Genomic DNA, 25,498 nt, shown 5'->3' with positions numbered 1-25,498 from the left:
CGTGGGGGCGACACAAATCGCCCCGGCCGCCGGCCGGTCCGTCCCACGTCATAACCATGCTTCCCAAATGGGAAATCCAGATGTGAAAGAGAGAAGCCTCCGGCTTCTCTCTTTCGCGTTCGGGGGAGATATGTCCCCATTTTCGGGCCGATTGCCATCGGCCCGGTTGCCGTAGACGATTACGATCCATGTTCGTTAAAAATGCTTTTCAATTTACAAAAAATATGATATTATGAATTTGGTGGAAATCTTCCCCGGAAAGGGGGCGATCGCTATAAAGCATCGTTTTATCATCCTTGTTCTTTTTGTCTGCCTTTTCTTGCTTTTTAGCCGGAAATTGCAGTAAGAGAACGAACCACCCCCGGCGGTCCCGACGCCGTCGGGTAATTTTTTTATTGCATTTTGGTAAAAATATGGTATAATTAATTAGGATTGATAAAGCGAAGGCTTTTAGCAAACCACCGAAAGAGACGAAGTCGGATATTCGTCTCTTTTATTTTTCGTTGAATTTTCCAAAACGGCGCATATCGAGTCACATTGTACGTGGTTGTCATAATAATTGTACGTATATTCCCTGTAGAGACGCAATGCCTTGCGTCTCTATGTGGATTGGCGCCCCTCCCCCGATCTCTCTTTTTCTGTGGAAAAAAATCCATAAAAATGTTATAATAAGTCATCAATCATGAGAGGGGGGAAGCCATGTTTCAAATCATCTCTTTTCGCAAGAAGGGCGTGTTCACGCGAAAGTCGCCCATAGAAAACGCCAACGACTGGCTCGCGAAAGTCGGGGACGGCGTCCGGGTCATCGCCACAAATCCCGTGACAGACGAAGAAGGCAGGATCCTTGAGCTGATTTTGACCTATGAGGCCGGGGTCCCCTACACGATGCTGGGCGTCCGCGCCGACGAGAAGCCCGGGAAGCGCAAAGGCCTGTTCGGCCTGATCGGCAAAAAGAAAGACCCGATCGCCAAACTGGCGGAAAAAGAGAAAAAAGAAGAGAAAGAGCGGGCAAAGCGGGAAAAAGCGGCCAAAGAAAAAGCAGCTAAAGAAAAAACGGAAAAGAAAAAAGCCGACGCGGAGGAAACGCCCGGGATAGCGGAAATACCTACGCCCCAGAGTCCCCAGTCCCTGGCGCCGGTCATTGCCCGGGAAGAAGCGGGACCCGAAGGGACAGTGTTATATCATCAGGACAAAACCAACGAGGAGTGAGCGTCTTGGACCTAAAATTAGAAGAAAGCATCATGAAAACGGTTGAAAACAACACAGAATGGGCGAAAAACGTACGCCACGAGCTGCACCAAATCCCCGAGCTCGACTTTGAGCTCCCAGAGACCGTCGCCAAAATCGGAAGCTTGCTTGACGCCATGCCCGGCGTGACCTGGCGCAAGGCCGTGGGCGGTTCGGCCATAATCGCGGATTTACCGGGGAAGGACACAGCGAAAACCGTGGCGCTCAGAGCCGATATCGACGCGCTGCCGATTCTGGAAGCGTCAAATTGCCCCTATCCCTCAAAACACCCCGGCAAGATGCACGCCTGCGGCCACGACGTCCACGCGACGATTGTTCTCGGGATCCTGAAAACCCTGTCTGAACGCCGGGACGATCTCCCCTGCAACGTACGGGCCATTTTCCAGCCGGCCGAGGAGACCACGGGAGGGGCGCTGCCCCTGATCCGGGAAGGGGCGCTCGCCGGCGTCAATTGTATTTACGGCCTGCACGTGGACGTGGCCAAGGACGCGGGGCAAATGGGCTATCAGTACGGGGCCATGTACGCCTGCTCTTCCGACGTATTGCTGACGGTGCGTGGCAAATCAGGCCACGGGGCCTATCCCTCCCTGGCCGTGGACGCCATTGTCGTCATGGCTCATATCCTGACGGCGCTGCAAACGGTGGTGAGCCGCACGACCGACGCCCGGGACGCGCTGGTTTTGACCTTCGGGACCGTAAACGGCGGTACGAAGGAAAACATCATCGCCCAGGAAGTGGTCCTCAAGGGGACCATGCGCTCCCTGACCGACGAGGTCAAGGAAAACGCCAAACGCAGAATTACCGCCTTGGTTGAGGACATCGCCGAAGGCTTCGGGGCCCGGGCGACGATTTCCATCGAAGACGGCTACGCCTCCCTGATCAATCACGATCAGTACGTCGACATCGTGCGGGATAACGCGGTCCACCTGCTGGGGCCCGAGAACGTCTTCGCGGAAAAGGTCCCCAATATGGGCGTCGAGGACTTTGCCTACTATGTGCGGGAGATCCCGGGGGCCTTCTGGCATCTGGGCGTCCGCAACGAAAAACTGGGCGTCACGGAATCCATCCACAACGATAAATTCAACGTCGACGAAGACGCGATTGAGATCGGCGTCAAAATGGGAATCCTCAATATTTTCAATACCTACGAAAAACTGCTCGCTGACTGAAACGGGAGGTCGCCATGAAATTCTGGAAAATGCACGGGGCCGGCAACGACTTTGTGCTCTTTGACGCAGACGCCTTCCCTTCTCCCGGGGATATCGGCTCTCCCATGTCTCTGGCCTGGGGGGAATTGGCGGTCATTCTCTGTGACCGGCACTTCGGGATCGGGGCCGACGGCGTTCAGTTCGCCGGAAAGAGCGACATCGCCGATATTCGCTATTATTACTACAATTCGGACGGTTCCCGGGGGGAAATGTGCGGGAACGGCATTCGCTGCTTCGCCAAGTATGTATATGAGCGGGGAATATTGAAAAAAGACCGCTTTACCGTGGAGACCGACGACGGCGTCCGGCAGCTTTCGCTGAACGTGTCGGCCGACGGTCTTGTCCATGAGGCTTCCGCGGGCATGGGCAGCGGCTCGGACATTCGCCTCAACGAGGGGCTTACCGTCGACGGACGGGGCTTCCTCTATTCGGCCATGTTGATGGGGGTTCCCCATATGACGATCTTCGGCCCTCTGCCCGACATCGCGGCGCTGGAACGGATCGGCCCCCTGATCGAGCGCCATCCTGATTTTCCCCGGAAGACCAACGTCAATTTTGCCCAAATCACCGGCGACAACGAAATCACCATGCTGACCTGGGAGAGAGGGGCCGGACACACGCTGGCCTGCGGGACCGGCGCCTGCGCGACGGGCGTATTGGCCAAAAAACTGAACCTCGTCGAAGGGCCCGACATCGCCTTGATCCTCGAGGGGGGCTGGGTCCGGGTCACGCTTCACGACGGCGGCCAAGTGACGCTTTCGGGCCCCGCCGTCAAGGCCTTCGAAGGGGAATATGAAAAAGAAATATCCTGTTTCGGGAGGAAATTATGACTATTTTTGTGTTTATCAAACAAGTGCCTGAAAACAACAAAATCACCATTGACCGGACGACCGGCAATCTCGTCCGGGAAGGGGTTCCCGCCGTGATGAACGCGCCGGACAGAAACGCCGTGGAGCTCGCCGTATCCCTCAAAGAACGGCTCGGCGGGACCGTGACGCTCTTTACCATGGGGCTCCCCCAGGCGAAGGACATCCTGACCGAAGGGATCGCCATGGGGGCCGACCGGGGGATCCTTTTGACGGATCGGGCCTTCGGCGGCGCCGATACGCTGGCGACGGCGGAAGTATTAGCTGGAGCGGCCCGGCATTACGGGCCCTTTGACCTGATCCTCTGCGGATCCCAGTCCTCCGACGGCAGCACGGGCCAGATCGCGGCCAAGCTGGCGGAGCTCCTTGATCTGCCGGCCCTGACCTTTGCCGACGGGTTTTCCCTGACGGAAAATACCGTCGTGATCAAAAGGCGGATCGGCTTGTTTACGGAGACCGTGGAAAGCACCCTGCCGCTTGTGGCGTCGCTTACCACAAAAGTCAACGAACCCCGGGAAGCGGGAACGGCGGCCAAATTCAAAGCGAAAAAAGTCCTCCTTGAGGAGGTCGGAAACGCCCTGTTGCAATTGCAACCCGAGCGGATCGGAGCGGCCGGTTCCCCCACGAAGGTGGCGGGCTCCTTCGCGACGCCCGAACGCAAGAAAGGGATCTCGATCAAAGGCGCAAACGCCAGGGAAATGGGACAAAACCTCGTCCGCGAACTTTTGGCGGAAAAATTGATCTGAACACAGGGAGGAAAATATGACGAATCACGATATCTGGGTCTTTGTGCAGACCGATGAGAACGGGGTCAAAAAGGGCAGTCTCGAGCTTTTGGGAAAGGGAAGGGAAATCGCTGAAAAATTGGGTGGAACCCTGACGGCGGTTGCCGTCGGGGCCGATAACCGAGAAGCCGTCCGCATGGCGGGCCTGTACGGGGCCGCGCGCGTGATCAGCGTCACGGGGCCGGAATACGCCAAGTTTTCAGCCGACGCCTACGGCGCGGCCTTTACGGCGCTGATCCGGAAATACGATCCCGAGGCCATTCTCCTTGGCGGCGACAACCATTGCAAGGACCTCGGCGGCAAGCTCTCGACGCGCTTCAGGACGGGTCTCGTCTCCGAGTGTACCGACGTCCTTGTCGAGGAAGGCGGCAAGCTCGCCTGGGGCCGACCGGCCTTTTCGGGCAAATTGCAGACGAAGATCACCATGGAGACAAGGCCGCAGTTGGGGAGTATCGGGGCGGGCATCTTCGCGTCGGGGGCCCCCGATCCGGCCAATTCGCCCGAAGTTATTGAGGAAAACATCCCGACCCCCGCGGAAGCCATCCGGACGAAGATCCTTGAAGTCGTGGCCGACGCCGCTTTGGCTGAGGACAGCCTCGACAACGCGCAGATCATCGTGGCGGGAGGCGCCGGTCTCGGTTCCGCCGAAGGCTTCAAGCCTCTCTATGAGCTGGCCGCTGTCCTGGGCGGGTCCGTGGGCGCGTCCAAGATCGCCGTCGACAACAAGTGGATCGATGTGGACCGGCAGGTGGGGATCACGGGGCATGTCGTCAGCCCGAGGATCTATATCGCCTGCGGAATTTCGGGCGCCAACGCCCATACGGCGGGCATGAAAAACGCCGGGGTCATCATTGCCGTCAATTCCGACCCGGCGGCGCCCATATTCAATATAGCCAATTACGCCCTTGTGGGCGATCTCTTTGAGATCGTGCCCGCGTTGACCGAAGAAATCCGCAAGGTCAAGGGCTGAGTTTTCCTTACGCGTCGCGCTCCTTGGTGACATGGACCCACTGGTGGTCGCCCGAGGCGTATTTTTCGATTTCCCGCCAGGTCAGCTTGATCGCGCTGTTGTGGCTGCCGCAGGCCGGGTAGATCGTCTCGTATTTTTTGAGCGATTCGTCGAGATAGACCGGGATCCCGTCGGGGATCGCGAAGGGGCAGACGCCGCCCACTTCATGGCTTGTGATCTCGGCCACTTCCGGCGGCGGGATCAGCGTCGCCTTCATGGAAAAGGTCTGCTTGAATTTTGTGTTGTCGATCTTGACGTCCCCCGAAGTCACGACGATAATAAAGCCTTCGCCGCTTTTTTTGTTTTTGAAGGCCAGGGTCTTGGCGATTTCACCCTCGGTACAGCCGATGGCTTTGGCGGCCAGTTCCACCGTGGCGCTGGACACGTCGAATTCGATGATGTTGTTTTCGATGCCGAACTGTTTGAAATAATTCCTTACCGTTTCAATAGACATATAACCCCCTGAAATTTTGGTGTAGATATATTTTAAATACTAATTTGATATATTATTGATAGACGTTTTTTATGGAGACGCAAGGCATTGCGTCTCTACGGCGGGACCGGAATGCCGGTTCAATTTATCCCCAATAATTTTCGCAATTCCGCGGCGCTCATTTTGTCTTTTTTGACGGCTTTGCCCGAAAGGGCCTTTGTGACGGTGAGGCCGTAGGCGAGGCTGCCCAGGGCGTTGATGTGGGTGACCGCCAGGGCCAGCGCGTCGGCGGCGTCGTCGGGTTTCGGGAGCTCTTTCAAGCCCAGCAGGCGCTGAACCATCAGTTGGACCTGCTTTTTTTCGGCCTTTCCGTAGCCCGTCACGCCCATCTTGACTTGTGGCGGCGTATAGCCTTTGACGCTGATCCCCATTTGCCGCGCGGCCAGGAGAATGACCCCCCGGGCCTGCCCCACGGGAATCACGGTTGTCGTGTTGCGGAAGTAGAACAGCTCTTCGATGGCCAGCTCCTGCGGCCGGTATTTTTCGAGAAGGGCCCGCAGCCCGTCGTAGATGAGGACGAGCCGGTCCGGCATGGGCGTGTCCTTGTCCGTGTAGATACAGCCGTAGTCCACCGGCGTAAATTTGTTGCCTTCATAATCCAGAATCCCGTAGCCCACAATGGCCGTCCCGGGATCAATCCCGATCACGCGCATCCCTTGCCTCCCTGTTTTTTCCGCCCCTTCGGGCCTTTTTCCTCTGTCCGCTTCCTCCGGCCTTTTGCCCGCGTTGTTTTATTATACAGTTTTTGAGCGTTTTTGTAAAGAAACTTTTTTGAGGGGATTTTCCGCTTTCTTCCCCTATGAAAAAACCGCCGGATTTCCGGCGGTCTTCGCTAACGCGCTTAGTCTTCCATCTTGAGATCGTCGAGATCGTCAAGGGCGTCTTCGGCCGCGGGGATGGCTTCGATCTTCTTCTTCCGTTTCTTGGATCCTTCAAAGTTCGCCCCGTCTTCCATCACGAGTCTGTCGCTGGTGATGTCGCCCTGAATAATGCTGTTGGCGAGGAGTTCGACGCTGTCGGCTTCGAGCTCGCCTTTGAATATGCCGCTGATAATGATTTTGGACGCCATAATTTTGCCTTCGACTTCACCGTGGGTGCTGATGGTAACCATGGATGCCGATTTGGTATCTCCGATGATTTTTCCGTCAACATGCAAATTACACTGGGTGTCAATATCGCCGGTGATAATGGTGCCCTGGGATATGGTTGTCACGCCCTTCGAAGAGAAATCTACATCCGCGGGCCGCTCGTCTTTACTGAAAAGTGCCATGGTTCCCCCTTTAAATTTTCAAAATTTGGTTTGTGCTACAACTATATGATAAATCCTTTTTCGCGCCCTGTCAATATTTTTTTGAAAAATCTCCTTTTCATTGCCTGAAAAATGCGGTATAATGAGGTGGAACAAAAGAGCAAAACTGCCAAAGGAGCGCGATATGGATACATACGGCGGAATCGTCTGGTTTTTGGAAATTGTGGGCACGGTGGCCTTCGCCTCGTCGGGGGCCATGGTGGGCATCCGGAAGAATATGGATATTTTCGGGGTGAATGTGTTGGGGCTCGTGACGGCCCTGGGCGGCGGTCTGATCCGGGATCTGATCCTGGGGATCACGCCTCCCAACATGTTTCGGGACCCTTCCTACGCGTTGACGGCCGTCGTCACGTCCTGCGTCCTCTTTATCGTGATCTATTTCCGGAAAAATCTCCTGAACAGCCGGCATATGCGCCGCTATGAGCAGGTCATGGTCGTCATGGACACCATCGGCTTGAGCACGTTTACGGTGATCGGCATCGACGTGGCCGTGGGGGCCTCCTTCGGAGACAGCCGGTTTCTGCTGGTCTTTCTCGGGGCCATTACCGGCGTCGGCGGCGGCATGATCCGGGATGTGCTGGCCGGGGAAACGCCCTATGTGCTCGTCCGCCATGTCTACGCCTGCGCGTCTCTGGCCGGGGCCATTCTCTGCGTCGCCCTGCGCCGCCCCCTGGGCAACGGAACCGCCATGCTGGCCGGGGCCTTCCTGACCGGCGTCGTCCGCTGGCTGGCCGTCAAGAAAAACTGGAACCTTCCCAAAATCTATAAATGAGAACGCTGCCGCGGGTTTTCCGGAAAGGCCCGGGGCCGGACCGCGGGAGGACGTAAAAAATGAAAAAGGGCTGCCGCCGATGAATGGCTTTTCATCGGGCGACAGCCTTCCGCTTTTTATTTTTTCAGGATATCCCTGATTTCGGTCAACAGCTCTTCGGTCGAGGGACCTGCGGGCGCAGCCGGCGCGGGTTCTTCTTTCTTTTTCAGCGAATTGATCATTTTTACAAAGAGGAATACGCAAAAGGCGATGATGAGAAAATCGATGACGTTCTGCGCGAATTTTCCGAACAGAATGGCGTTTTCCGGCGTGACGATCTCCCCCTTTTCGTTGGCGACGGCCGCGGTCAGGACGATCTTGATGTCCGAAAAATTGAAACCGCCGAGGATTTTTCCCAATACCGGCATCAGGAGATCGTTGACGACCGATGACACGATTTTGCCGAAAGCGCCGCCGACGATGACGCCGACCGCCATATCCAGCACATTTCCTTTGAACGCGAATTCTTTAAACTCTTTCCACATGGCTCTCCCCCTATGCTTTATTTTTTTACGCCGTTTGTGTAGTATTCGCTTTTGATGAGGTTTCCTTCCGGGTCGTATTCTTTATATGGACCATCGAGTTTTTCCTTTTCGTTGTAGATACATTCGATGTGTTTTTTTCCGTTGTCATAATATTCCGCGAAGGGGCCGTACTTTTTTCCGTTCTTGATATTCCCCTCCTTTTTGATTTGGCCGTTGGGGTAGTACAGGACGTTTTTGGTCGTGGTGGACGTGCCCGTATGCACCGCTTCTTTCTTCAACTGCCCGTTTTCGTAATATTCCCGGACTTCGCCGATCAGCTCGCCGTCTTTGTGGTTCCTGACGGAGCTCAGTTGGCCGTCCCGGTAAAATGTCTCATAAATCCCGTGTATATTGCCGTTTTTGTAGAACTTCCTGACTTCAACCTGTCCGTTGGTATAGTAGGACTTGTATTCGCCCTCCCGGACCCCGTTGATGTAGTTGCGTTCTTCCTGGATCGTTCCGTTGTCGTACGTCTTTACCCAAAGACCTTCTTTTTTTCCCTCTTTGTTGAATTCATTAGCCATTGGAAACCACCTCTTTTTTTAAAAATGTTGATTGAACCCTTTGTTTTATAGTAAGAGTATACTATAGTTTTGGAGATTTGTAAAGGGTTGAAAGAGGAAAATGATTTTCTCCGAAAAGAAGAGAAAATATAGCCCGCGGGAAAAAAAAGAAAATTTTTAGAGAAAAAGCGGCCGGACTCTGGTATAATATGTTAGGCAACGATTCCAAGGGGCAAAGAGGAGAGCCATGAGAAAGAAAGTCCTGTCCTGGATAGCGGAACACCATGATCAATTCAGCAAAAGCTTCAAGAAAATCGCCGACTACGTGGCCCACAACCAGAGTATCGCGTCCTTTATCTCGATCAATGACCTCGCCGAAAAAACCGGCACGAGTCCGGCCACGATCACGCGCTTTACGAGAAAACTGGGCTTCAAGGGCTATCCCGAATTTCAGGCGATCTTTCAGAACGAGCTGGAGCGCCAGACCTCTTATATGAAGGAGCTGAAAACGACGCTCAGCGACACGGGGAGCGGGGACAATGTGCTGGCGAACCTGATTGCCCACAACATCGAGCTCTTGCAAGGCATAGACGTCCGGCGCATGGACCTCGAGCTGGAGCAGGCGGTCAAGTGGCTCGGCAGCTGCCGCAAGATCTATATTTTGGGGGCCAGGGGCTCCTATTCCCTCGCCTACTACTTTTATTTTATGCTGAAGGAATTTAAAGAAGGGGTGGACCTGATCACGCTGGGCGCGACGGATTTCACCGACAAATTGCTCTATATCCGGCCCGAGGACGTGCTGCTCTCGATTTCCTTTTATCCGTACACGCATTTTACGATCCAGGTCACGGAATTTTTCAAAGAAAACGGCAACAAGATCATCACGGTCACCGACAAGGAGGACTCTTCCCTGGGAAACCTCTCGGATCTCGTGCTGACCACCAAGAGCATCGAGCAGGAAAATTCCCTGATCCCGGGGCTCATTATGCTGCAGGCCCTGCTTTTGAAACTGGGCGTCCAAAACAAAAAAGAAATCATGGAAAAACTGGACCGGCTCAAGGTCATCACGGACCGGTTCAATTTATATACCGACAAATAAAACTTCGCGGGGAAGGGGAGATCCGTTCCCGCGGACAGCAAACGGAGGATGTGGTTATGAAAATCGGATTTATCGGTTGCGGCAATATGGGCGAAGCCTTTTTGCGCGGCGTCATGGGATCGGGGCTCCTTTCGGCCGCCGACATCTATGTCTTTGACCAATTGAAAGACGCGGCCGTGGCGAAAACCTACGGCGTCAATGTCTGCGGGAGCGGCCCCGAAGTCGCGGAAAAGGCCGACGCGGTGTTTCTGGCGGTCAAGCCCAATATTTATCCCTATGTGATCGAAGAGGCCAAAGAGGCCCTGGCCTCAAAACTGATCGTGACCATGGCGCCCGGCGTTACCCTCGGGACCATGGCGGAAAGAATGCTGCCCCACAAGGGCGTCCGGGTGATCCGGACCATGCCAAACCTGCCGCTGATGATCGGCGAAGGCTGCATCGCCTATACGTTCGGGGCTGAGGTCACTGCCGCCGAAAAGGCCTTTTTCACGGAGCTCTTCGGAAAAATCGGCGTGTCCATCGAGATTAAAGAGGAGCTTTACGACGCAGTTACCGGCGCTTCCGGCTCGTCTCCGGCCTTTGTCTTCGTCTTTATCGAGGCCCTGGCCGACGCCGCGGTGGCGGCGGGACTCGCGAGAGCCGACGCCTACCGGCTTGTGTCCCAGACCGTGGCCGGATCTGCCAAAATGCTCCTCGCGACCGGCAAACACCCCGGCGAATGGAAAGACGCGGTCTGCTCCCCGGGCGGCACGACCATCGAGGGCATCATGAAACTGGAGGAAAACGGATTCCGCGGGGCCATCACCAAGGCCGCCATTGCCACGATCGAAAAAACAAAAAAAATGGGGGAAAAAAAATGAAAGCAATCAAAACCGTATCCCTGATCGGCCTGGGGGCCATCGGCAGCTATTTTGCCTGCAACCTGCAAACGGTCCTTGGCGACAATCTGCGGATCGTGGCGGGCGGCGAGCGGGGCCAGCGGATTCGCAAAAACGGCATTATCGCCAACGGAACGCAATATTACTTCAATGTGGTCGATCCCGCGACGCCGGCGGATCCGGCCGATCTTGTGATCATCATTACGAAAATGACGGGTCTCCGGCAGGCCCTCGAAGACATTCGGAACCACGTGGGGCCCGACTCGATCCTGATGGCGCCCTTAAACGGCGTCGAAAAGGAAGAAATCGTGGCCTCGGTCTACGGTTGGGACAGGCTTTTGTATTCCCTGACCCGGGTCAGCGTCCTCATGGTGGGAAATACGGTCAGCTTTGATCCGAAGCAGGCCCGCATCGAGTTTGGCGAAAAGACCAATGAAAGCGTGAGCCCGAGGGTACAGGCCGTGGCGGATTTGTTCGCGAAAGCTGGCGTCAAGCCCAAAATCCAGCCCGACATGATCCGGGCCATCTGGCACAAATACATGTGCAATCTGGCCGAAAATCAAGTCTCGGCCCTGCTTCACGTCCCCTTCGGGGCCTGGAACGGGCAGAGCGTCCACGCGACGGCTCTCCGGGAAATGGTCATGCGGGAAGTGGCGCGGGTAGCGGCGAAAAAGGGGATTATTCTGACCGAAGAGGAGATCCGGATTCAGGGCGAGAAGCTCAAGGCCATGCCCTACAACAACAAGTCCTCGACGCTCAGGGATCTGGAGGAGAAACGGAAGACGGAGATCGACATGTTCGGCGGGACCCTGTGCCGGATCGCCAAAGAAGTGGGCGAAGAGGCCCCTGTCAACGAATTTTTGTATCACGCGATCAAGGTCCTGGAGGAGAAAAACGAGGGACTGATCAAAGAGCGGATCTGAAAATGCCCCAATAAAGGGAAACTCCCTCACTTCAACACAAGCAAGGGAGCATTTATATAAAATATCTCGGGGAAAGATTTATATCACTTGTATAATAGCATGATTGTGTGTCGGATTTGTTGTGTTGATATGTAATTTTTTTTGCGGTCAAAAAGGCTGAAAATCTTTTTTGACCGCAGTTTTTGTTGACAAAAACCGGTTCAATAATTAAAATCATAATAAATTTGGAAAATAACCAAAAAATCACGCCAAATTATTGTAAAATCGCTTGTTGAATAGAATGATTCCTGAAAACATCGGAAAAAATGCTTGCCAATTCCCCGAAAATGCGCTATGATATGGTATATGTCAACAACAGGGAAAAACTCCGGAGGAAAAATGCCGATAATTGATCTGCACTGCGATACGGTTTTGGAACTGGCGCGGCGGAAAAAAGCCCTCGCCGTCAATGATCTTTGCGTTGATCTCGAAAAGATGAGGAAATCAGATGTCATCTGCCAATTCTTCGCCATGTTTATCCGGATGACGGAGTTTCCATCGGTCGACGGGGCCTGGGAACGCATGTTGCAGCTTTACGCCGTGTTCCGGGAGGAAATGGCGAAAAACGCCGGCGCGATTCGGCAGATCACCTCGGGCGTGGAGCTCTCGGGGAAAAACGACGTCCCCGCGGCGGTCTTGACCGTCGAAGAGGGCGGCATCCTGGGCGGACGCGTCGAAAGAGTCGACGAACTCTACAAGATGGGCGTACGGCTCATTACCCTGACCTGGAATTTTGAAAACTGCATCGGCTATCCCAATTCCGAAGAGACGGAGATCATGGAAGCGGGCCTCAAGCCCTTCGGCCTTGAGGTCGTCGAAAAAATGAACGATCTCGGCATGATCGTCGACGTCTCCCATCTCTCGGACGGCGGGTTCCGGGATGTGGCCCATTATTCCCGCAAGCCCCTGGTGGCTTCCCACAGCAACGCCCGGGCCCTCTGCCCCAACCGCCGCAACCTCACGGACGACATGATCCGGACGCTGGCCGATTCCGGCGGCGTCACGGGCATCAATTTTTACGGCAAATTTTTAGGCGACAAAACGCCGGGGACTCTGGCCGAAATCATCGCCCACATCAAGCATATCAAGAATGTCGGCGGCATCGACTGCATTGCCCTCGGAAGCGACTTTGACGGCTTTGACGGCGGCTGTGAGATCGAAGACGCGTCCCGCTTCCCCAAACTTGTCGCGGCCCTCGGGAAAAACGGCTTCACGGCCGGGGAAATCGAAAAAATCACCTGGAAAAACGCGCTTCGCGTGATCAGAGAAACGTTATAGACGAAAAATTACGCCGGAAAAAGGCTTCCGGCCCGGGGAACGGAAAGGGGAAGGGAAAGCGGTGGAGGAAAGGAAAATGATGAAAAGCGGTAGAAAAATCGGTTTGCTGTTGTTGCTTTTGCTCAGCGTTTTTGCCTTCGGCAAGACGAAAAAGCTCACGGAAAAAGAATATCATTCCCCCTGGTACTACAGCCCGGGCAAGCTCCATAACGAGCTTGTGCGCAGGGGCTGGTTCGTCGAGGAGACGTATTTTCTCCCGAAAAAGGGGAATCCCTCCGAAGGGGAGGAAATCCCTCTGGACGACTACGCGTTGAACGAAATCAACGCGATCAAGCGGGCCGAGGCCTGGCTCAACATCCCCTGCGTCGGCAGACAGTCCGAGGAAATCTGGAGAAAACTGGCCCTGCGGCCGCAGCCCGTCGACATCCTGGCCGAGACGACGCCTTCGGGGTATTTCATCGTGATCAACAAGACGCTCTTGTCGGCGACGCTGTACAAAGACCGGCAGGTCGTGAAAAAAATGCCCGTGGCCGTGGGCAGGGATCCCAACGCGACGCCCTCGGGCAAATGGCATGTGGCCGTAAAACTGCTGAATCCCGCCTGGGGCGGCAACGGCGAGGAGCCCATGACCGCTTCTGATCCCAATAATCCCCTGGGCGAATACTGGATGGCCATTTCGTATATCAATAAAAAAGGTCAGCATTCGATCGGAATCCACGGCACGTCCCGTTTCCGCAAAGGGACCCTGACGCCGGGAACCCTGGCCTCTTCGGGCTGTATGCGGCTCATCAATTCCGAGGCCAAATGGCTCTATGAAACGATTCCCATGAAGACGCCGGTCTGGATCGGATTTTCCGACGAACTGGCCAAACTCGGCGTCGTGCAGAAAGACCGGGACGACAGGCCCCTTTTCCGGGATCCTCCGGTAGACGGAGAACAAGCGCCGGAAAATATTGCGCCGGAGCAGACGGAACCCGTCACGCTGGCCGAAGGTGGAACGCCGGTGTCGGGCGGTCGGCAGCCCGTAACGGAAGGGCAGGTCGCCGACGGGACGGAGATCGCGGAACAATCGGAGGCGACGGCGCCCGAGGTCACGCCGAAATTGATCGATCAAATTCATAAGACAAGAAAGCGCAGACGGACCTGAAGCGGGTCCGTTTGTTTTTTCTGTCAAGAAAAAAACCTTGACAAACGTGACCATATGCGATACAATACTAATTACCATGGAGCTCGAAGAATTTTTGGAATTGTCCAATTTGCTGGAATACTATCAAAACTTGCTGCGGGGCAAGCAGAAGGAATATCTTCTGGACCACTTCACCCGGGATCTGTCGCTGTCGGAAATCGCCAAGAATCACGGCGTGACGAGACAGGCGGTCTCGGACAACATCAAGCGCGGAGTGGCGCTTTTGCGCGGCTATGAGGAAAAACTGGGCTTTTACCGCAAAGAAAGGGCCATTTATGAGGATTTGCTGGCCCTCAGGAAAAAATATTCGGCCGAGCGACTGGACAAAATTTTGAAGCGGCTGTTTTAAGGAAGGGATTATCATGCTGGAAAATCTGGGCGCGCGCTTTCAGGAGATTTTCAAAAAGATCCGGGGTCACGGCAGGCTCAGCGAGGAAAATGTCAAAGAGGCCCTGCGGGAAGTCCGGATGTCTTTGCTGGAAGCCGACGTCAACTATCGGGTCGTCAAGGACTTTACGAACCGCATCCTGGAAAAATCCGTCGGAACCGAGGTCCTGCGCGGCGTCAATCCCGGTCAGCAGTTTGTGAAGATCGTCCATGACGAGCTTGTGGAGCTCCTGGGCGGAACGAACGCGCAACTCACGAAAAGCGTGAGAAACCCCACGATCCTCATGCTGGCGGGCCTGCAGGGGGCGGGAAAGACCACATTCGCCGCGAAACTGGGTCTGTACCTGAAAAAGCAGGGCGATCGCGTGATGCTGGCGGCGGCCGACGTCTACCGACCGGCGGCCATTGAGCAGTTGCGGGTATTGGGTCAACAGACGGACATTCCGGTCTACGCCGATGAAAACGAAAAAAACGTCGTCGCCATTTGCGAAAGGGCCCTCGAAAAAGCCCGGGAAGAGGACTGCGCCTGGCTTATCCTCGATACGGCGGGACGGCTCTATATCGACGAGACGCTGATGACGGAGCTCAGAGACGTCAAAAAGGCCCTCCGGCCCCAGGAAATCCTCCTGGTGGTGGACGCCATGACGGGTCAGGACGCCGTCAATCTCGCCAAATCCTTTCACGAGGCCCTCAACATCGACGGGGTCGTACTGACGAAACTGGACGGCGACGCCCGGGGCGGAGCCGCCCTCTCGGTCAAATCCGTCGTCGGAAAGCCCATCAAATTCGCCTCCACAGGGGAAAAGCCCGGCGACATCGAGCGCTTTCACCCTGACCGGCTGGCTTCCCGTATCCTCGGCATGGGGGACGTCGTGACGCTTGTGGAGAAGGCCCAGGAAAATATCGACGAAGACGAGGCCATGTCCCTGGCGGAGAAAATCAAAAACCAGAAATTCAACTTTGAGGACTTTCTGCGGATGCTCAAAATGATCAAACGCCTCGGTCCCCTGGGCGGCATCCTCAAAATGCTCCCGGGCATGCCGAAAATAGACGATTTGAGCCCCGCCGAGAACGAAATGAAAAAGACCGAATGCATCATCCAGTCCATGACCCGGGCGGAGCGGAAAAATCCCGACCTCCTCAAAGCCGGCCGGAAAATCCGGATCGCCAAAGGGAGCGGCACGGAAGTTTCCGACGTGAACCGGCTGCTGAAGCAGTTCGAGAACCTCAAGGGCATGATGAAGCTCTTCAACAACGGGCGTTTCCCCAACATCCCCGGCATGGGCGGCGGGCCCTTCGGACGCTGAACGGGCCCCGGAGCGGATCCATAAATCAAGCAAGCAAAAAAAATCATATAAATCTATCATACAAAGGAGAACGTAAACATGTTAAAACTGAGACTGACAAGATTGGGCGCAAAGAAAGTACCGAGCTACCGGCTGATAGCCACCGAGGGATTGTCCAAACGGGACGGGAAGGCCCTGGCCTATCTCGGCAATTATTATCCCCTCGAAGACAGCAAAGTTACGCTGAAAGAAGAAGAAATTCTCAAATTTCTGGGAAACGGCGCGCAGCCGACGCGGACCGTCAAATCCCTTCTGACCAAAGCGGGCATATGGGCGAAATTTGAAGAATCCAAGAAAAAGTAAGGGCGGACCTTACGCTTGCGGGGGCAGGTTGACGAAGGCGGGACATTCAAACGTGACAAATAGCGAAAACATCGGCTGGCGACATCGGGGTTATTCATGAAAATCAAAAAAGACTCGCTGATCAGAAAAATCATTCAATACAATATTTTCGCGGTGACCATGAGCTCTCTGGTCATCACGGTGTTTTTGATTTTTCTCTCGGCGAAGATCGGAGGCGGACCCCATATTTTTCGCGGCAGAGCGGGGAACATGCCGCAACAGATCGCGATCCTGGCGGGCATCGCCGCCTTGATGGCGCTCCTGACCTGGATCAGCGTCCTTTTCTGCAGGCGGATCTTTTACCGCTTGCTGAAGCCCCTCTCCAAGATCGCCAAGGCCGCCGACAACATCTCGGCCGGCAACTACAACGTCGATCTCAGCCGCTTCAGCGGCGCCGACGAGATCAATTCCCTCTCGGAAACCTTCGAGAAAATGGTCCGGGTCATCAAAAACAAAGAGGCGGACCTCAGGGAAAAAAACGCCAAGCTGCAGGACAACCTCCACAACCTCGACACCGTGGAAAAGATCATTATGGCCGTCAATACCGAAGACGACATCCTCGTCACCATGCGGGACATCCTGGCGGCCATCACATCCGACATCGGTCTCGGCTACAGCCGGGCCGCCTATTTTCGCTACAGCCGGGAAATGGACGCCCTCGTGGGCGAGCTCTCCAAGGTCAACAGCACGCTGAAAAAGGAATGTGAGGCCATCGACGCCAAAATGGCGGGCTTTCAGTTCCAGATCAACGAAATCGAAAAACTCGTGCGTCTGATCAAGGCGCCCTTCAAGGAAGACAGCCTTCTGAAAAAAGCCATCGTCGAGCGCAGGGTCATTTCCCACAACGAAAAGGGCTACAAGTTCAACTTCGGCAGCGACCTCTTCCGGAGCCTCGGCATCAGCAATTTTCTCATATTCCCGATCATCGACAAGAGCCGCAATTACGGCTGTGTCCTTGTGGACCATTTCGGCCGCGACAAGAAGATCACCAAGGAAGACATCGAGCTGATGACGCTTTTGATGATCAATATTTCCATGAAGCTCTCCAACAAGAACCTCGAGGAGGAGAAGCTCGACAAAGAGCGGGTCATGACGGTGGGGAAGCTGTCGGAAAAATTTTTGAACCGCCGCAAAATCGCGACGGAAAAGCTTTTTTCCATCGTGGAGAAAATGGATCAGTACAACATCGAGGACAGCCAGCTCAAGGAAGTCCTCGTGGAGCTCAAAGAAGAGCTTTACAAGATTACGAAAGAAATCGATACCTTGCGCGACTACAGCGATTACGGTGAAGAGAAAAGCGAATTTGAGCCTTTCTTGCTCGAAATCCCCATACGAAACGCCGTCAGGGGCCTGAACGAGTCTCTCGTCCGTGACGGCATCACGCTTTCGGTATTTTCCAGCCACAGCGAAAGCATTCTCGGGAATCCGAAAAAAATCGAAAAAGTATTTACGGAACTGATCCGGAATGCCCAGGACGCCCTCAATTACAAGGACGGGCCCGACAAGAAGATCAACATCGTCGTCAACCGCGACAAGCATACGGAAAAAGTCCGCATTTGCATCAAAGACAACGGCGTCGGCATGAACGAAGAACAGCTGGCGCACGCCTTCGATCCCTTCGTGAGCTATACGAACTCGCCGGGACTGGGATTGTCCATCGTATCCCGGATTATCCGGAACCATTCGGGCGTCATCAAGATCTACTCCAAAAAAAACGAGGGCACAGAGGTCAAAATTACGTTGAATTCATATAAGGAGGAAATACTATAGCCATGGAAGAAAAAGAATACGGCAGTACGTTAAATCTACCGAAAACACCCTTTCAGATGAAGGCCAACCTTCCGGTCAAGGAAGTCAAAATACTGGAATACTGGGACGAAAACAAGATTTACGAGCGGGGGGTCGCGCAAAACGAAGGAAAGGAGAAATTCATCCTTCACGACGGGCCGCCCTACGCCAACGGGTATCTGCATCTGGGCACGGCCCTGAACAAGGTCCTGAAGGACATCATCGTCCGCTACAAGCGCTTCAGCGGCTTTCACACGCCCTATATCCCGGGCTGGGATACCCACGGCATGCCCATCGAGTTCAGAGTTCTGGAAATGCTGGGCGACAAGGCCAAGGAAATGACGAAGGCCGAGATCCGCTCCGCCTGCCGGGATTACGCGTACAAATTTATCGATATCCAGAAGGAGGGTTTTATCCGCCTCGGCGTTTTCGGCAACTGGGCCGATCCCTACCTGACGCTGGATCCGCGCTTTGAGGCCAAGGAACTGGAAGTCTTCGGCGATATTTATGAGAAAGGCTATATTTTCCGGGGGCTGAAACCCGTCTACTGGTCTACGGCCACCGAAACGGCCCTGGCCGAGGCGGAAATCGAATATTACGACGTGACTTCGCCCTCGATTTACGTGCGCATGGAGGCCAACAAGGATCTGACCGACAAACTGGGCTTTGACGGACAGGCCTGGGTATTGATCTGGACGACGACGCCCTGGACCCTTCCCGCCAATGAGGCCATCGCTCTGCATCCGGATTTCATTTACGGCCTGTACAAGACGCCGAAGGGAAATCTGATTCTCGCCAAGGATCTGGCTCAGCGGGCTTTCGCGGAAATCGACGTCAAAGATTACGAGCTGATCAAGGAATTTCCGGGGACCCTCCTCGAAAATACGACGTTCAAGCATACGTATCTCGACCGGACCGGGCTCATGATTCTGGGGACCTTCGTTACGGCCGAGGACGGCACCGGCGCCGTGCACGCCGCGCCGGGACACGGGCAGGAAGACTATGTGGCCTGTCTGCGCTACGGTCTCCCGGTCATTTCCCCCATGGACAACTACGGCTGTCTGACCGAAGAAGCGGGCAGATTCGCGGGGCTCTATTACGACGACGCCAACCGCGAGATCATCAAATACCTGACGGAAACGGGCCATATCCTCAAAGTCAAGGAAATCACCCACTCCTACCCCCACGACTGGCGCTCCAAGAAACCCGTGGTCTTCCGGGCCACGGAACAATGGTTTATCCAGGTGGAGGGCTCGGGGCTGCGGGAAAAGCTCCTCGACACGCTGGACAGCGTGACGTTTATTCCGGCCTGGGGCAGGAACCGCATCGGATCCATGCTCGAAACGAGACCCGACTGGTGTATTTCCCGGCAGCGGATCTGGGGCGTGCCGATTCCCGTCTTCTATGACGACGAGACCGGCGCCGAGATCTACAACCGGGATATCCTGACGCACGTGGCGGACATTGTCCGCGTGGAAGGGACAAACGCCTGGTGGACTCATACGGCCGAAGAGCTGATCGGCGAGGAAAACCTCGTCAAGTACGGCCTCAAAGGAAAGAAATTGCGGAAAGACGCCAATATCCTTGACGTCTGGTTCGATTCGGGCTCGTCCCACGCGGCGGTTCTGGAAAATTCCCGCTGGACGGACCAGCGCTGGCCCGCCGATATGTATCTTGAGGGTTCCGACCAGCATAGGGGCTGGTTCCAGACGTCCTTCATCAACTCCGTGGCCTCCCGGGGCGCTTCGCCCTTCCGGAGCATCCTGACTCACGGCTTCGTCGTCGACGAAAAGGGCATCAAGTTTTCCAAGTCCCTGGGCAACGCCGTGGATCCCTATGAGGTCATCAAAGTATACGGAGCCGATATTTTGCGCCTTTGGACCGCTTCCGCCGACTACCGGGAAGATATCCGGGTGTCCGACAACATCTTGAAAAACGTCGTGGAATCCTATCGCCGGATCCGCAATACGGCCCGCTATATCCTGGGCAACATCGGCGATTTTGACGCGGTCGCCAACGCCGTGCCCTACGGGGAATTGGAAGAAATCGACCGCTGGGCGCTGCACAAGCTCGAGGCCCTCAAGGCCTATGTGACCGAAAACTACGACAAATACGAATTTTACAATCTCTTCCAGGCCATTCACTACTTCGCGGGCGTGGATATGTCGGCCTTCTACCTCGACATCATCAAGGACAGGCTTTATACGGAGGGCAAGGACAGCAAACTGCGGCGTTCGGCCCAGACGGCCATGACGAAGATCCTTGTCGCGCTGACGAAGATGATCGCGCCGGTTTTGGCTTTTACGGCCGAGGAGATCTGGGGCATGCTGCCCGAATCGGCCAAAGAAAAGGAATCGGTGCATCTGACCGACTGGTACAAGGCCGAGGCGGGCAATTTCGACAAAGCCCTCGAAGCCAAATGGGACAAGATCATCCGGATCCGGAAAGAAGTCAACAAATGCCTCGAAAAGGCGCGACAGGGCGAGAACCGCATCATCGGCAACTCCCTTGACGCCAAGGTTTTCCTGTACACGGAAGATAAAGACCTGGCGGCCTTCCTCGCGGAAAACCGGGATCTGCTGACGACGGTCCTGATCGTTTCCCAGCTGGAGCTTTCCGCGGCCAAAGACGGCGATTTCGTACAAGGTGAGGACGCCAAGGAGATTTACACGAAGGTCATTCACGCCACGGGCGGCAAATGCCCCCGCTGCTGGAAATATTCCGACGAAATCGGGCAAGATCCCGCCTGGCCGGCGCTCTGCCCGCGCTGCGCGGCCGTTTTGCAGGGCAAACGGTAGGAAAAAGGACGCGCCATGACAGCGTTTATTCTGATTCTGCTTCTGGCGGCCGCCGACCAGGGCGTAAAGTTTTTTGTGGACAAACTGATGCCCGAGGGACGGACCATCCCGCTGATCGCAGGGTTTTTCCACATCACCAGCGTCCGAAACCGGGGCGTGGCCTTTGGACTCATGCAGGGAAAGGCTGTCCTGGTCACGGTGATTACGGCCGCGGCCATTGCGCTCATGGTCCTGCACTTGATCAAGAACCGCAAAGCCCAGAGCTTTTGGGAACGGGGCGGCTTCATTCTGATCACGGCGGGGGCCCTCGGGAACCTGACGGACAGGCTCATCCGGGGCTACGTCGTCGACATGATTGATTTCCGCGGGATCTGGGTCTATGTCTTCAATGTGGCGGACATCTGGATCAACCTCGGCGTCGCCTTCATCATCATTGATTTTTTGCTGGACGCCTGTCGGAAAAAACGAAAAAAGTCATCATAAAAAAGGGATTATCTATTTTTGGAGGGAAAATGACGTTTCAAGATTTGATTTTTGCGCTTTCAACCTACTGGAGTTCCAAAGGGTGCGTATCGGGCTATCCCTACGACATCGAGACCGGCGCGGGGACCTTCAATCCCAACACCTTCCTGATGTCTCTGGGGCCTGAACCCTGGAACGTCGCCTATGTGGAGCCTTCACGGCGGCCCAAGGACGGGCGTTACGGGGAAAATCCCAACCGGGTCTATCAGCATCACCAGTTTCAGGTGATCATGAAGCCCTCGCCTCTGGACATTCAGGATCTCTACATCGACAGTCTGCGCAATCTGGGGATCGAGCCCGAAAAGCACGATATCCGTTTTGTGGAAGACGACTGGGAATCTCCGACCCTGGGAGCCTGGGGCCTCGGCTGGGAAGTGTGGCTCGACGGCATGGAAGTCACGCAGTTCACGTATTTCCAGCAAGTGGGCGGCCTTGAGCTCGACCCCATTCCCGTGGAGATCACCTACGGTCTCGAGCGGATCGCGCTGTACATCCAGAACAAAGAGAGCATCTTCGACCTCGAATGGGCGCCCGGCATCAAGTACGGCGACATGCGCTTCCAGTACGAATATGAAAACTCGAAGTACGCCTTCGAGGTGGCCGATACGGACCTGCATTTCCAGTGGTTCGACCAGTTCGAGGGGGAGGCCAAAAGGGCCCTCGACGCGGGCTTGGTGCTGCCGGCTTACGACTATGTGCTCAAGTGCTCCCACGTCTTCAATATCCTCGATTCCCGGGGCGTCATTTCCACGACTGAACGCATGGCCTACATTCTGCGGGTCAGAAATCTGGCCCGGGGTTGCGCCGAGGTCTATGTGAAAAACCGGAAAGATCTGGGCTATCCGCTGCTGAAAAAAACGGAAGCGGCGGTATCCGGTAAGGAGGCGTCCAAATGAGGCTGTTGTTTGAACTCGGCATGGAAGAAATCCCCGCGCGCTTTTTGCGGGACGCGTTGAAAGAAATGAAAACGAAATTGAGCGATACGCTGAAGGCGGAGCGGATCGCCTTTGAGGAGGCCAGGACTTACGGGACGCCGAGACGGCTCGTGCTGGAAGTGACGGGTCTCGCGGAGCTGCAGAGCGATCTCGATACGGTCAATCTGGGCCCGGCCAGGCATATCGCCTACGATTCCAACGGCGCCATTTCCAAGGCGGGCCTGGGCTTCGTCAAATCCCAGGGGTTGAAAGTCTCGGAGATCGAGATCATCACGACGCCCAAGGGCGAATACATAGGCGCGCGGAAGTTCGTCAAGGGAAAGCCGGTCCGGGAACTCCTGCCGGAGATTTTGAAAAATCTTGTGCTGAGCCTGACTTTTCCGAAGTCCATGCGCTGGGCCGACAAGAAAATCCGCTTCGCCCGGCCCATCCAGTGGTTTTTGGCCTTACTGGACAACGAGGTGGTCAAATTTTCCATCGAGGGCATTGAAAGCGACAATAAATCGCGAGGTCACCGCTTTTTCGGCCGGGCCTTTGAGGCCGCCGACATTGACGACTACTTCAAAAAGATCCGGGAAAACCACGTGATCATCGATATCGACGAACGCAAGCGCATGATCCGGGAGATGGTCAAGGGGGCCTGCGTCAAGAAGGAACAGGTCGTTATCGAGGATGATCTTCTGGAAGAAGTCACCAACCTCGTGGAGGCGCCTTACGCCATCGTAGGAAGCTTCAATTCGGACTTTTTGGAAGTGCCCCAGGAGGTTTTGATCATTTCCATGGAGGTCCACCAGCGCTATTTCCCGATTTTAGACGAGAAGGGCAAGCTGCTGCCGAAATTTATCGTGATCCGCAACGGCGTCGGAGACTCGGCGGAAGTCCGCAAGGGCAACGAAAAAGTGCTGTCGGCGCGGCTGGCCGACGCGCGGTTTTTCTATACGGAAGACCTGAAGCGCCCCCTTTCCGACAATGTCGAAAAATTGAAAACCGTGGTCTTTCAGAAGGACCTCGGCACGATCTGGGACAAGATTGTCCGGATGGAAAAGACCGGACGCTATGTAATCGAAAAATTGGGCCTTGAGGTTTCGTCCAAAGACATTCTGCGGACCATTTACCTCGCCAAGGCGGATCTCGTGTCCGATATGATCGGCGAGAAGGAATTCACGAAGTTGCAGGGCTTTATGGGGGCCGATTACGCCCGGAAATCCGGCGAGGGCGACAAGGTCGCGACCGGAATCGAAGAGCATTATTATCCGCGCTTTACGGGCGACAGACTGCCCGAGGGAGTCGAGGGCGCCGTCACGGGTCTGGTGGACAGGCTGGACACCCTCGCGGGCTGCTTCGGCGTCGGGGTCATTCCCAGCGGATCCAAGGATCCCTTCGCGCTGCGCCGGGCGGCTTTGGGCATCGTCAACATCATCCTGAACGCCAAAATGCGCTTGTCTCTGCGGGAACTCTGCGCTTTTGCGCTCAAGGTCCTGGCGGAAACGGGCGTCCTCAAACGGGAGAGCGACGAAGTGCTGGCGGAAGTCCTCGAGTTTTTCGCCCAGCGGGCCGTCAACATCTTCTCGGAATTGCGCTATGGCAAGGACGTCATTTCGGCTGTTTTGACCGTTACCTGCGACGATCTCGTGCGGGAGCTGGAAAAGGTCGAAACGCTGGATTCCTTTGTGAAAAGCCCCGATTTCGGCGCTTTTCTGCCGATTCTCAAACGGGTCGGGAATATTTCCAGGGATTTCGGGAATCCCGCCAAGGTCAATCCGGCCTGGTTTGAAAAGGATATCGAGATGGATCTGTACGCATTCACGGAGAATCTGCGGGAGCAAACGGCGCAAAACCTGGCCAAAGGCGATTACGCCGCCTACTTCGCGAGCCTTTTGACCGGAAAGGACGTCGTCAACGCCTACTTTGAGCAGGTCATGGTCAACGCCGAAGACGAGACGATCCGCAACAACCGGCTGTCCCAGGTCAAAACCCTTGCCGATATTTTTAGCAAGGTAGCGGATCTCAATTTAATCGAAGAAAAATAACAAACATAAAAATTGTACACTTGAAAAGCGGGTATCTTGAAAAATAAAATCTGGGTAAAGCATAGTTCATCTGGGGGAAAAGTTCCCCGACTGCGGTTTCGACCGCGCTCACTTTTATTTTTCGGGAGGTACGCATGCGCGAATTTTTGAAACGCAAAAACATCAGTCTGTCTTTGAAAACCTATCTTGTGGACGCGTCAAGTTTTATGGCCCTGGGCCTGTTCTCGACGCTTTTGATCGGCACTATCCTCAATACCATCGGCGGCAGGCTGGGGATCAAATTTCTGACCGGCGTCGTCTGGGAATGGGCCGCCTCCATGACGGGTCCCGCCATCGGCGTCGCCGTCGCCTATGGATTAAAAGCCCCCCATATGGCGCTTTTCGCCTCGACGATCACCGGTGGCCTCGGTATGAAGCTGGGCGGCCCCATCGGCGCCTATATCGGCGCGGTGGTGGGCGCGGAATTCGGAAAACTCGTCTCCAAAGAGACGAAGATCGATATCATCGTCACGCCCGCCGCGACTATCCTTACGGGGGTCTTCGTGGCGACGCTGGCGGGACCGGCCCTGTCGAAGCTCATGACGGGCCTGGGCGCCTTCGTCATGTACGCCACGGAGCTTCATCCCTTCCTGATGGGGATCGTCGTTTCGGCCACGGTGGGGATCGTCCTCACGCTGCCGATCAGTTCGGCGGCCCTTTGTATGACGATCGGCCTTTCGGGCATCGCCGCCGGAGCGGCCACCGTCGGATGCAGCGCCCAGATGATCGGCTTCGCGGTCATGTCCTTCCGGGAAAACCGCTGGGGCGGTCTCGTGGCTCAAGGCCTGGGCACCAGTATGCTGCAAATCGGAAACATCGCCAAAAATTGGAAAATCTGGATACCGCCGACGCTGGCCTCGGCCGTGCTGGGCCCCGTGGCCACCCTGCTCTACCGCTATGAAAACGTCCCGATCGGGGCCGGCATGGGCACTTCGGGCCTCGTGGGACAGTTTTGCACGATCACGCGGATGACGGAACTGGGCCGCGGCGGTATTTCGCTCTATACGGGCGTTCTGACGCTGCATTTTCTCCTGCCGGCCCTGATTACGCTCTTCTTCGCGGAAATCATGCGGAAAAAGGGCTGGATCAAGCAGGGGGACCTGAAACTGGATCTGTAGAAAAGTCAGAGGAGCAAATCATGAGGGAAACGCT

The 25,498-nt window shown here is 55.3% G+C and carries 25 protein-coding genes; 20 read left to right on the top strand and 5 right to left on the bottom strand.

From position 1 onward, the window contains the following. Positions 1 to 699: 699 nt before the first annotated feature. From LBQ97_06245 to LBQ97_06225, 5 genes are read left to right on the top strand one after another with little or no spacing between them, the layout of a single operon-like run. Positions 700 to 1,209, top strand: a complete 510-nt coding sequence (locus LBQ97_06245; protein MDR1832309.1) for a hypothetical protein — start codon at positions 700 to 702, stop codon at positions 1,207 to 1,209. 32 nt (positions 1,210 to 1,241) lie between these two features. Next, positions 1,242 to 2,417, top strand: a complete 1,176-nt coding sequence (locus LBQ97_06240; protein MDR1832308.1) for an amidohydrolase — start codon at positions 1,242 to 1,244, stop codon at positions 2,415 to 2,417. Between the two features lie 14 nt (positions 2,418 to 2,431). After that, positions 2,432 to 3,286 (top strand): diaminopimelate epimerase, encoded by an 855-nt coding sequence (gene dapF, locus LBQ97_06235; protein MDR1832307.1) that lies wholly within the window; start codon positions 2,432 to 2,434, stop codon positions 3,284 to 3,286. Beyond that, entirely contained in the window at positions 3,283 to 4,068 is a 786-nt protein-coding gene (locus LBQ97_06230) for an electron transfer flavoprotein subunit beta/FixA family protein (GenBank protein MDR1832306.1), read from the top strand. Before dapF ends, LBQ97_06230 begins: the two co-directional genes overlap by 4 nt. A gap of 16 nt (positions 4,069 to 4,084) precedes the next feature. After that, positions 4,085 to 5,077: an electron transfer flavoprotein subunit alpha/FixB family protein gene (locus LBQ97_06225; GenBank protein MDR1832305.1), complete on the top strand. Its 993-nt coding sequence runs from the start codon at positions 4,085 to 4,087 to the stop codon at positions 5,075 to 5,077. A 7-nt stretch (positions 5,078 to 5,084) separates the two neighbouring features. On the opposite strand, the gene LBQ97_06220 is transcribed toward LBQ97_06225, so the two are convergent. From LBQ97_06220 to LBQ97_06210, 3 genes are all read right to left on the bottom strand, one after another. Further along, positions 5,085 to 5,570 (bottom strand): YbaK/EbsC family protein, encoded by a 486-nt coding sequence (locus tag LBQ97_06220; GenBank protein MDR1832304.1) that lies wholly within the window; start codon positions 5,568 to 5,570, stop codon positions 5,085 to 5,087. A gap of 119 nt (positions 5,571 to 5,689) precedes the next feature. Beyond that, a complete protein-coding gene (gene ruvC / locus LBQ97_06215) occupies positions 5,690 to 6,262 on the bottom strand; it encodes a crossover junction endodeoxyribonuclease RuvC (GenBank protein ID MDR1832303.1) in 573 nt (190 codons plus the stop codon). A 188-nt stretch (positions 6,263 to 6,450) separates the two neighbouring features. Continuing rightward, a complete protein-coding gene (locus LBQ97_06210) occupies positions 6,451 to 6,879 on the bottom strand; it encodes a polymer-forming cytoskeletal protein (protein ID MDR1832302.1) in 429 nt (142 codons plus the stop codon). A gap of 163 nt (positions 6,880 to 7,042) precedes the next feature. Here LBQ97_06210 and LBQ97_06205 point away from each other — a divergent pair, with 163 nt between their 5' ends. Further along, positions 7,043 to 7,690 (top strand): trimeric intracellular cation channel family protein, encoded by a 648-nt coding sequence (locus LBQ97_06205; protein MDR1832301.1) that lies wholly within the window; start codon positions 7,043 to 7,045, stop codon positions 7,688 to 7,690. Between the two features lie 116 nt (positions 7,691 to 7,806). On the opposite strand, the gene mscL is transcribed toward LBQ97_06205, so the two are convergent. Beyond that, on the bottom strand, positions 7,807 to 8,214 hold the full coding sequence (mscL, locus tag LBQ97_06200) for a large-conductance mechanosensitive channel protein MscL (GenBank protein MDR1832300.1): 408 nt from the start codon (positions 8,212 to 8,214) through the stop codon (positions 7,807 to 7,809). Positions 8,215 to 8,231: 17 nt separating this feature from the next. After that, positions 8,232 to 8,777: a toxin-antitoxin system YwqK family antitoxin gene (locus LBQ97_06195; GenBank protein MDR1832299.1), complete on the bottom strand. Its 546-nt coding sequence runs from the start codon at positions 8,775 to 8,777 to the stop codon at positions 8,232 to 8,234. Between the two features lie 226 nt (positions 8,778 to 9,003). On the opposite strand from LBQ97_06195, the gene LBQ97_06190 reads away from it, so the two are divergent. The 14 genes from LBQ97_06190 to LBQ97_06125 all read left to right on the top strand — a co-directional run bounded on the left by LBQ97_06190 (position 9,004) and on the right by LBQ97_06125 (position 25,464). Continuing rightward, on the top strand, positions 9,004 to 9,855 hold the full coding sequence (locus LBQ97_06190; GenBank protein MDR1832298.1) for a MurR/RpiR family transcriptional regulator: 852 nt from the start codon (positions 9,004 to 9,006) through the stop codon (positions 9,853 to 9,855). Positions 9,856 to 9,911: 56 nt separating this feature from the next. Continuing rightward, a complete protein-coding gene (gene proC / locus LBQ97_06185; protein MDR1832297.1) occupies positions 9,912 to 10,715 on the top strand; it encodes a pyrroline-5-carboxylate reductase in 804 nt (267 codons plus the stop codon). After that, positions 10,712 to 11,656, top strand: coding sequence for a ketopantoate reductase family protein (locus LBQ97_06180; protein ID MDR1832296.1), 945 nt, complete (start codon positions 10,712 to 10,714; stop codon positions 11,654 to 11,656). The genes proC and LBQ97_06180 overlap by 4 nt, the downstream gene beginning before the upstream one ends. A gap of 345 nt (positions 11,657 to 12,001) precedes the next feature. Beyond that, complete coding sequence (locus LBQ97_06175) at positions 12,002 to 12,973, top strand: dipeptidase (GenBank protein ID MDR1832295.1); 972 nt, start codon at positions 12,002 to 12,004, stop codon at positions 12,971 to 12,973. Positions 12,974 to 13,049: 76 nt separating this feature from the next. Next, on the top strand, positions 13,050 to 14,120 hold the full coding sequence (locus tag LBQ97_06170) for a L,D-transpeptidase (GenBank protein ID MDR1832294.1): 1,071 nt from the start codon (positions 13,050 to 13,052) through the stop codon (positions 14,118 to 14,120). Positions 14,121 to 14,196: 76 nt separating this feature from the next. Beyond that, the gene (locus LBQ97_06165; GenBank protein MDR1832293.1) at positions 14,197 to 14,508 is read left to right on the top strand and encodes a hypothetical protein; all 312 of its coding nucleotides are present in this window, start codon (positions 14,197 to 14,199) and stop codon (positions 14,506 to 14,508) included. A 13-nt stretch (positions 14,509 to 14,521) separates the two neighbouring features. Next, positions 14,522 to 15,853, top strand: coding sequence for a signal recognition particle protein (ffh, locus tag LBQ97_06160; protein MDR1832292.1), 1,332 nt, complete (start codon positions 14,522 to 14,524; stop codon positions 15,851 to 15,853). Between the two features lie 78 nt (positions 15,854 to 15,931). Continuing rightward, a complete protein-coding gene (rpsP, locus tag LBQ97_06155; protein ID MDR1832291.1) occupies positions 15,932 to 16,195 on the top strand; it encodes a 30S ribosomal protein S16 in 264 nt (87 codons plus the stop codon). A 96-nt stretch (positions 16,196 to 16,291) separates the two neighbouring features. Next, positions 16,292 to 18,004 (top strand): HAMP domain-containing protein, encoded by a 1,713-nt coding sequence (locus LBQ97_06150; GenBank protein MDR1832290.1) that lies wholly within the window; start codon positions 16,292 to 16,294, stop codon positions 18,002 to 18,004. Between the two features lie 2 nt (positions 18,005 to 18,006). Beyond that, a complete protein-coding gene (gene ileS / locus LBQ97_06145; GenBank protein ID MDR1832289.1) occupies positions 18,007 to 20,820 on the top strand; it encodes an isoleucine--tRNA ligase in 2,814 nt (937 codons plus the stop codon). Between the two features lie 15 nt (positions 20,821 to 20,835). Beyond that, positions 20,836 to 21,303, top strand: a complete 468-nt coding sequence (gene lspA, locus LBQ97_06140) for a signal peptidase II (GenBank protein ID MDR1832288.1) — start codon at positions 20,836 to 20,838, stop codon at positions 21,301 to 21,303. Between the two features lie 29 nt (positions 21,304 to 21,332). Continuing rightward, on the top strand, positions 21,333 to 22,238 hold the full coding sequence (glyQ, locus tag LBQ97_06135; GenBank protein ID MDR1832287.1) for a glycine--tRNA ligase subunit alpha: 906 nt from the start codon (positions 21,333 to 21,335) through the stop codon (positions 22,236 to 22,238). Continuing rightward, positions 22,235 to 24,307, top strand: a complete 2,073-nt coding sequence (glyS, locus tag LBQ97_06130; GenBank protein ID MDR1832286.1) for a glycine--tRNA ligase subunit beta — start codon at positions 22,235 to 22,237, stop codon at positions 24,305 to 24,307. Before glyQ ends, glyS begins: the two co-directional genes overlap by 4 nt. A 134-nt stretch (positions 24,308 to 24,441) precedes the next feature. Continuing rightward, positions 24,442 to 25,464, top strand: a complete 1,023-nt coding sequence (locus LBQ97_06125; protein MDR1832285.1) for a PTS sugar transporter subunit IIC — start codon at positions 24,442 to 24,444, stop codon at positions 25,462 to 25,464. Positions 25,465 to 25,498: the final 34 nt, after the last annotated feature.

It is taken from the genome of Fusobacteriaceae bacterium (assembly GCA_031272775.1).
In the GTDB taxonomy this organism is placed as follows: domain Bacteria; phylum Fusobacteriota; class Fusobacteriia; order Fusobacteriales; family Fusobacteriaceae; genus JAISST01.
Note: the sequence above shows the minus strand (reverse complement) of the source record. Positions and strands in the feature narration are given on the sequence as shown.

What these genes read in the sequence shown, in the direction of transcription:
- LBQ97_06230 (MDR1832306.1), top strand. Translation starts at nt 3,283, where the DNA reads ATGACTATTTTTGTGTTTATCAAACAAGTGCCTGAAAACAACAAAATC.
- ffh (MDR1832292.1), top strand. Translation starts at nt 14,522, where the DNA reads ATGCTGGAAAATCTGGGCGCGCGCTTTCAGGAGATTTTCAAAAAGATC.
- LBQ97_06170 (MDR1832294.1), top strand. Translation starts at nt 13,050, where the DNA reads ATGATGAAAAGCGGTAGAAAAATCGGTTTGCTGTTGTTGCTTTTGCTC.
- LBQ97_06180 (MDR1832296.1), top strand. Translation starts at nt 10,712, where the DNA reads ATGAAAGCAATCAAAACCGTATCCCTGATCGGCCTGGGGGCCATCGGC.
- lspA (MDR1832288.1), top strand. Translation starts at nt 20,836, where the DNA reads ATGACAGCGTTTATTCTGATTCTGCTTCTGGCGGCCGCCGACCAGGGC.
- LBQ97_06245 (MDR1832309.1), top strand. Translation starts at nt 700, where the DNA reads ATGTTTCAAATCATCTCTTTTCGCAAGAAGGGCGTGTTCACGCGAAAG.
- LBQ97_06125 (MDR1832285.1), top strand. Translation starts at nt 24,442, where the DNA reads ATGCGCGAATTTTTGAAACGCAAAAACATCAGTCTGTCTTTGAAAACC.
- LBQ97_06150 (MDR1832290.1), top strand. Translation starts at nt 16,292, where the DNA reads ATGAAAATCAAAAAAGACTCGCTGATCAGAAAAATCATTCAATACAAT.
- ruvC (MDR1832303.1), bottom strand. Translation starts at nt 6,262, where the DNA reads ATGCGCGTGATCGGGATTGATCCCGGGACGGCCATTGTGGGCTACGGG.
- rpsP (MDR1832291.1), top strand. Translation starts at nt 15,932, where the DNA reads ATGTTAAAACTGAGACTGACAAGATTGGGCGCAAAGAAAGTACCGAGC.
- LBQ97_06165 (MDR1832293.1), top strand. Translation starts at nt 14,197, where the DNA reads ATGGAGCTCGAAGAATTTTTGGAATTGTCCAATTTGCTGGAATACTAT.
- dapF (MDR1832307.1), top strand. Translation starts at nt 2,432, where the DNA reads ATGAAATTCTGGAAAATGCACGGGGCCGGCAACGACTTTGTGCTCTTT.
- LBQ97_06190 (MDR1832298.1), top strand. Translation starts at nt 9,004, where the DNA reads ATGAGAAAGAAAGTCCTGTCCTGGATAGCGGAACACCATGATCAATTC.
- LBQ97_06175 (MDR1832295.1), top strand. Translation starts at nt 12,002, where the DNA reads ATGTCAACAACAGGGAAAAACTCCGGAGGAAAAATGCCGATAATTGAT.
- ileS (MDR1832289.1), top strand. Translation starts at nt 18,007, where the DNA reads ATGGAAGAAAAAGAATACGGCAGTACGTTAAATCTACCGAAAACACCC.
- LBQ97_06210 (MDR1832302.1), bottom strand. Translation starts at nt 6,879, where the DNA reads ATGGCACTTTTCAGTAAAGACGAGCGGCCCGCGGATGTAGATTTCTCT.
- proC (MDR1832297.1), top strand. Translation starts at nt 9,912, where the DNA reads ATGAAAATCGGATTTATCGGTTGCGGCAATATGGGCGAAGCCTTTTTG.
- LBQ97_06225 (MDR1832305.1), top strand. Translation starts at nt 4,085, where the DNA reads ATGACGAATCACGATATCTGGGTCTTTGTGCAGACCGATGAGAACGGG.
- LBQ97_06195 (MDR1832299.1), bottom strand. Translation starts at nt 8,777, where the DNA reads ATGGCTAATGAATTCAACAAAGAGGGAAAAAAAGAAGGTCTTTGGGTA.
- glyS (MDR1832286.1), top strand. Translation starts at nt 22,235, where the DNA reads ATGAGGCTGTTGTTTGAACTCGGCATGGAAGAAATCCCCGCGCGCTTT.
- LBQ97_06240 (MDR1832308.1), top strand. Translation starts at nt 1,242, where the DNA reads ATGAAAACGGTTGAAAACAACACAGAATGGGCGAAAAACGTACGCCAC.
- mscL (MDR1832300.1), bottom strand. Translation starts at nt 8,214, where the DNA reads ATGTGGAAAGAGTTTAAAGAATTCGCGTTCAAAGGAAATGTGCTGGAT.
- glyQ (MDR1832287.1), top strand. Translation starts at nt 21,333, where the DNA reads ATGACGTTTCAAGATTTGATTTTTGCGCTTTCAACCTACTGGAGTTCC.
- LBQ97_06220 (MDR1832304.1), bottom strand. Translation starts at nt 5,570, where the DNA reads ATGTCTATTGAAACGGTAAGGAATTATTTCAAACAGTTCGGCATCGAA.
- LBQ97_06205 (MDR1832301.1), top strand. Translation starts at nt 7,043, where the DNA reads ATGGATACATACGGCGGAATCGTCTGGTTTTTGGAAATTGTGGGCACG.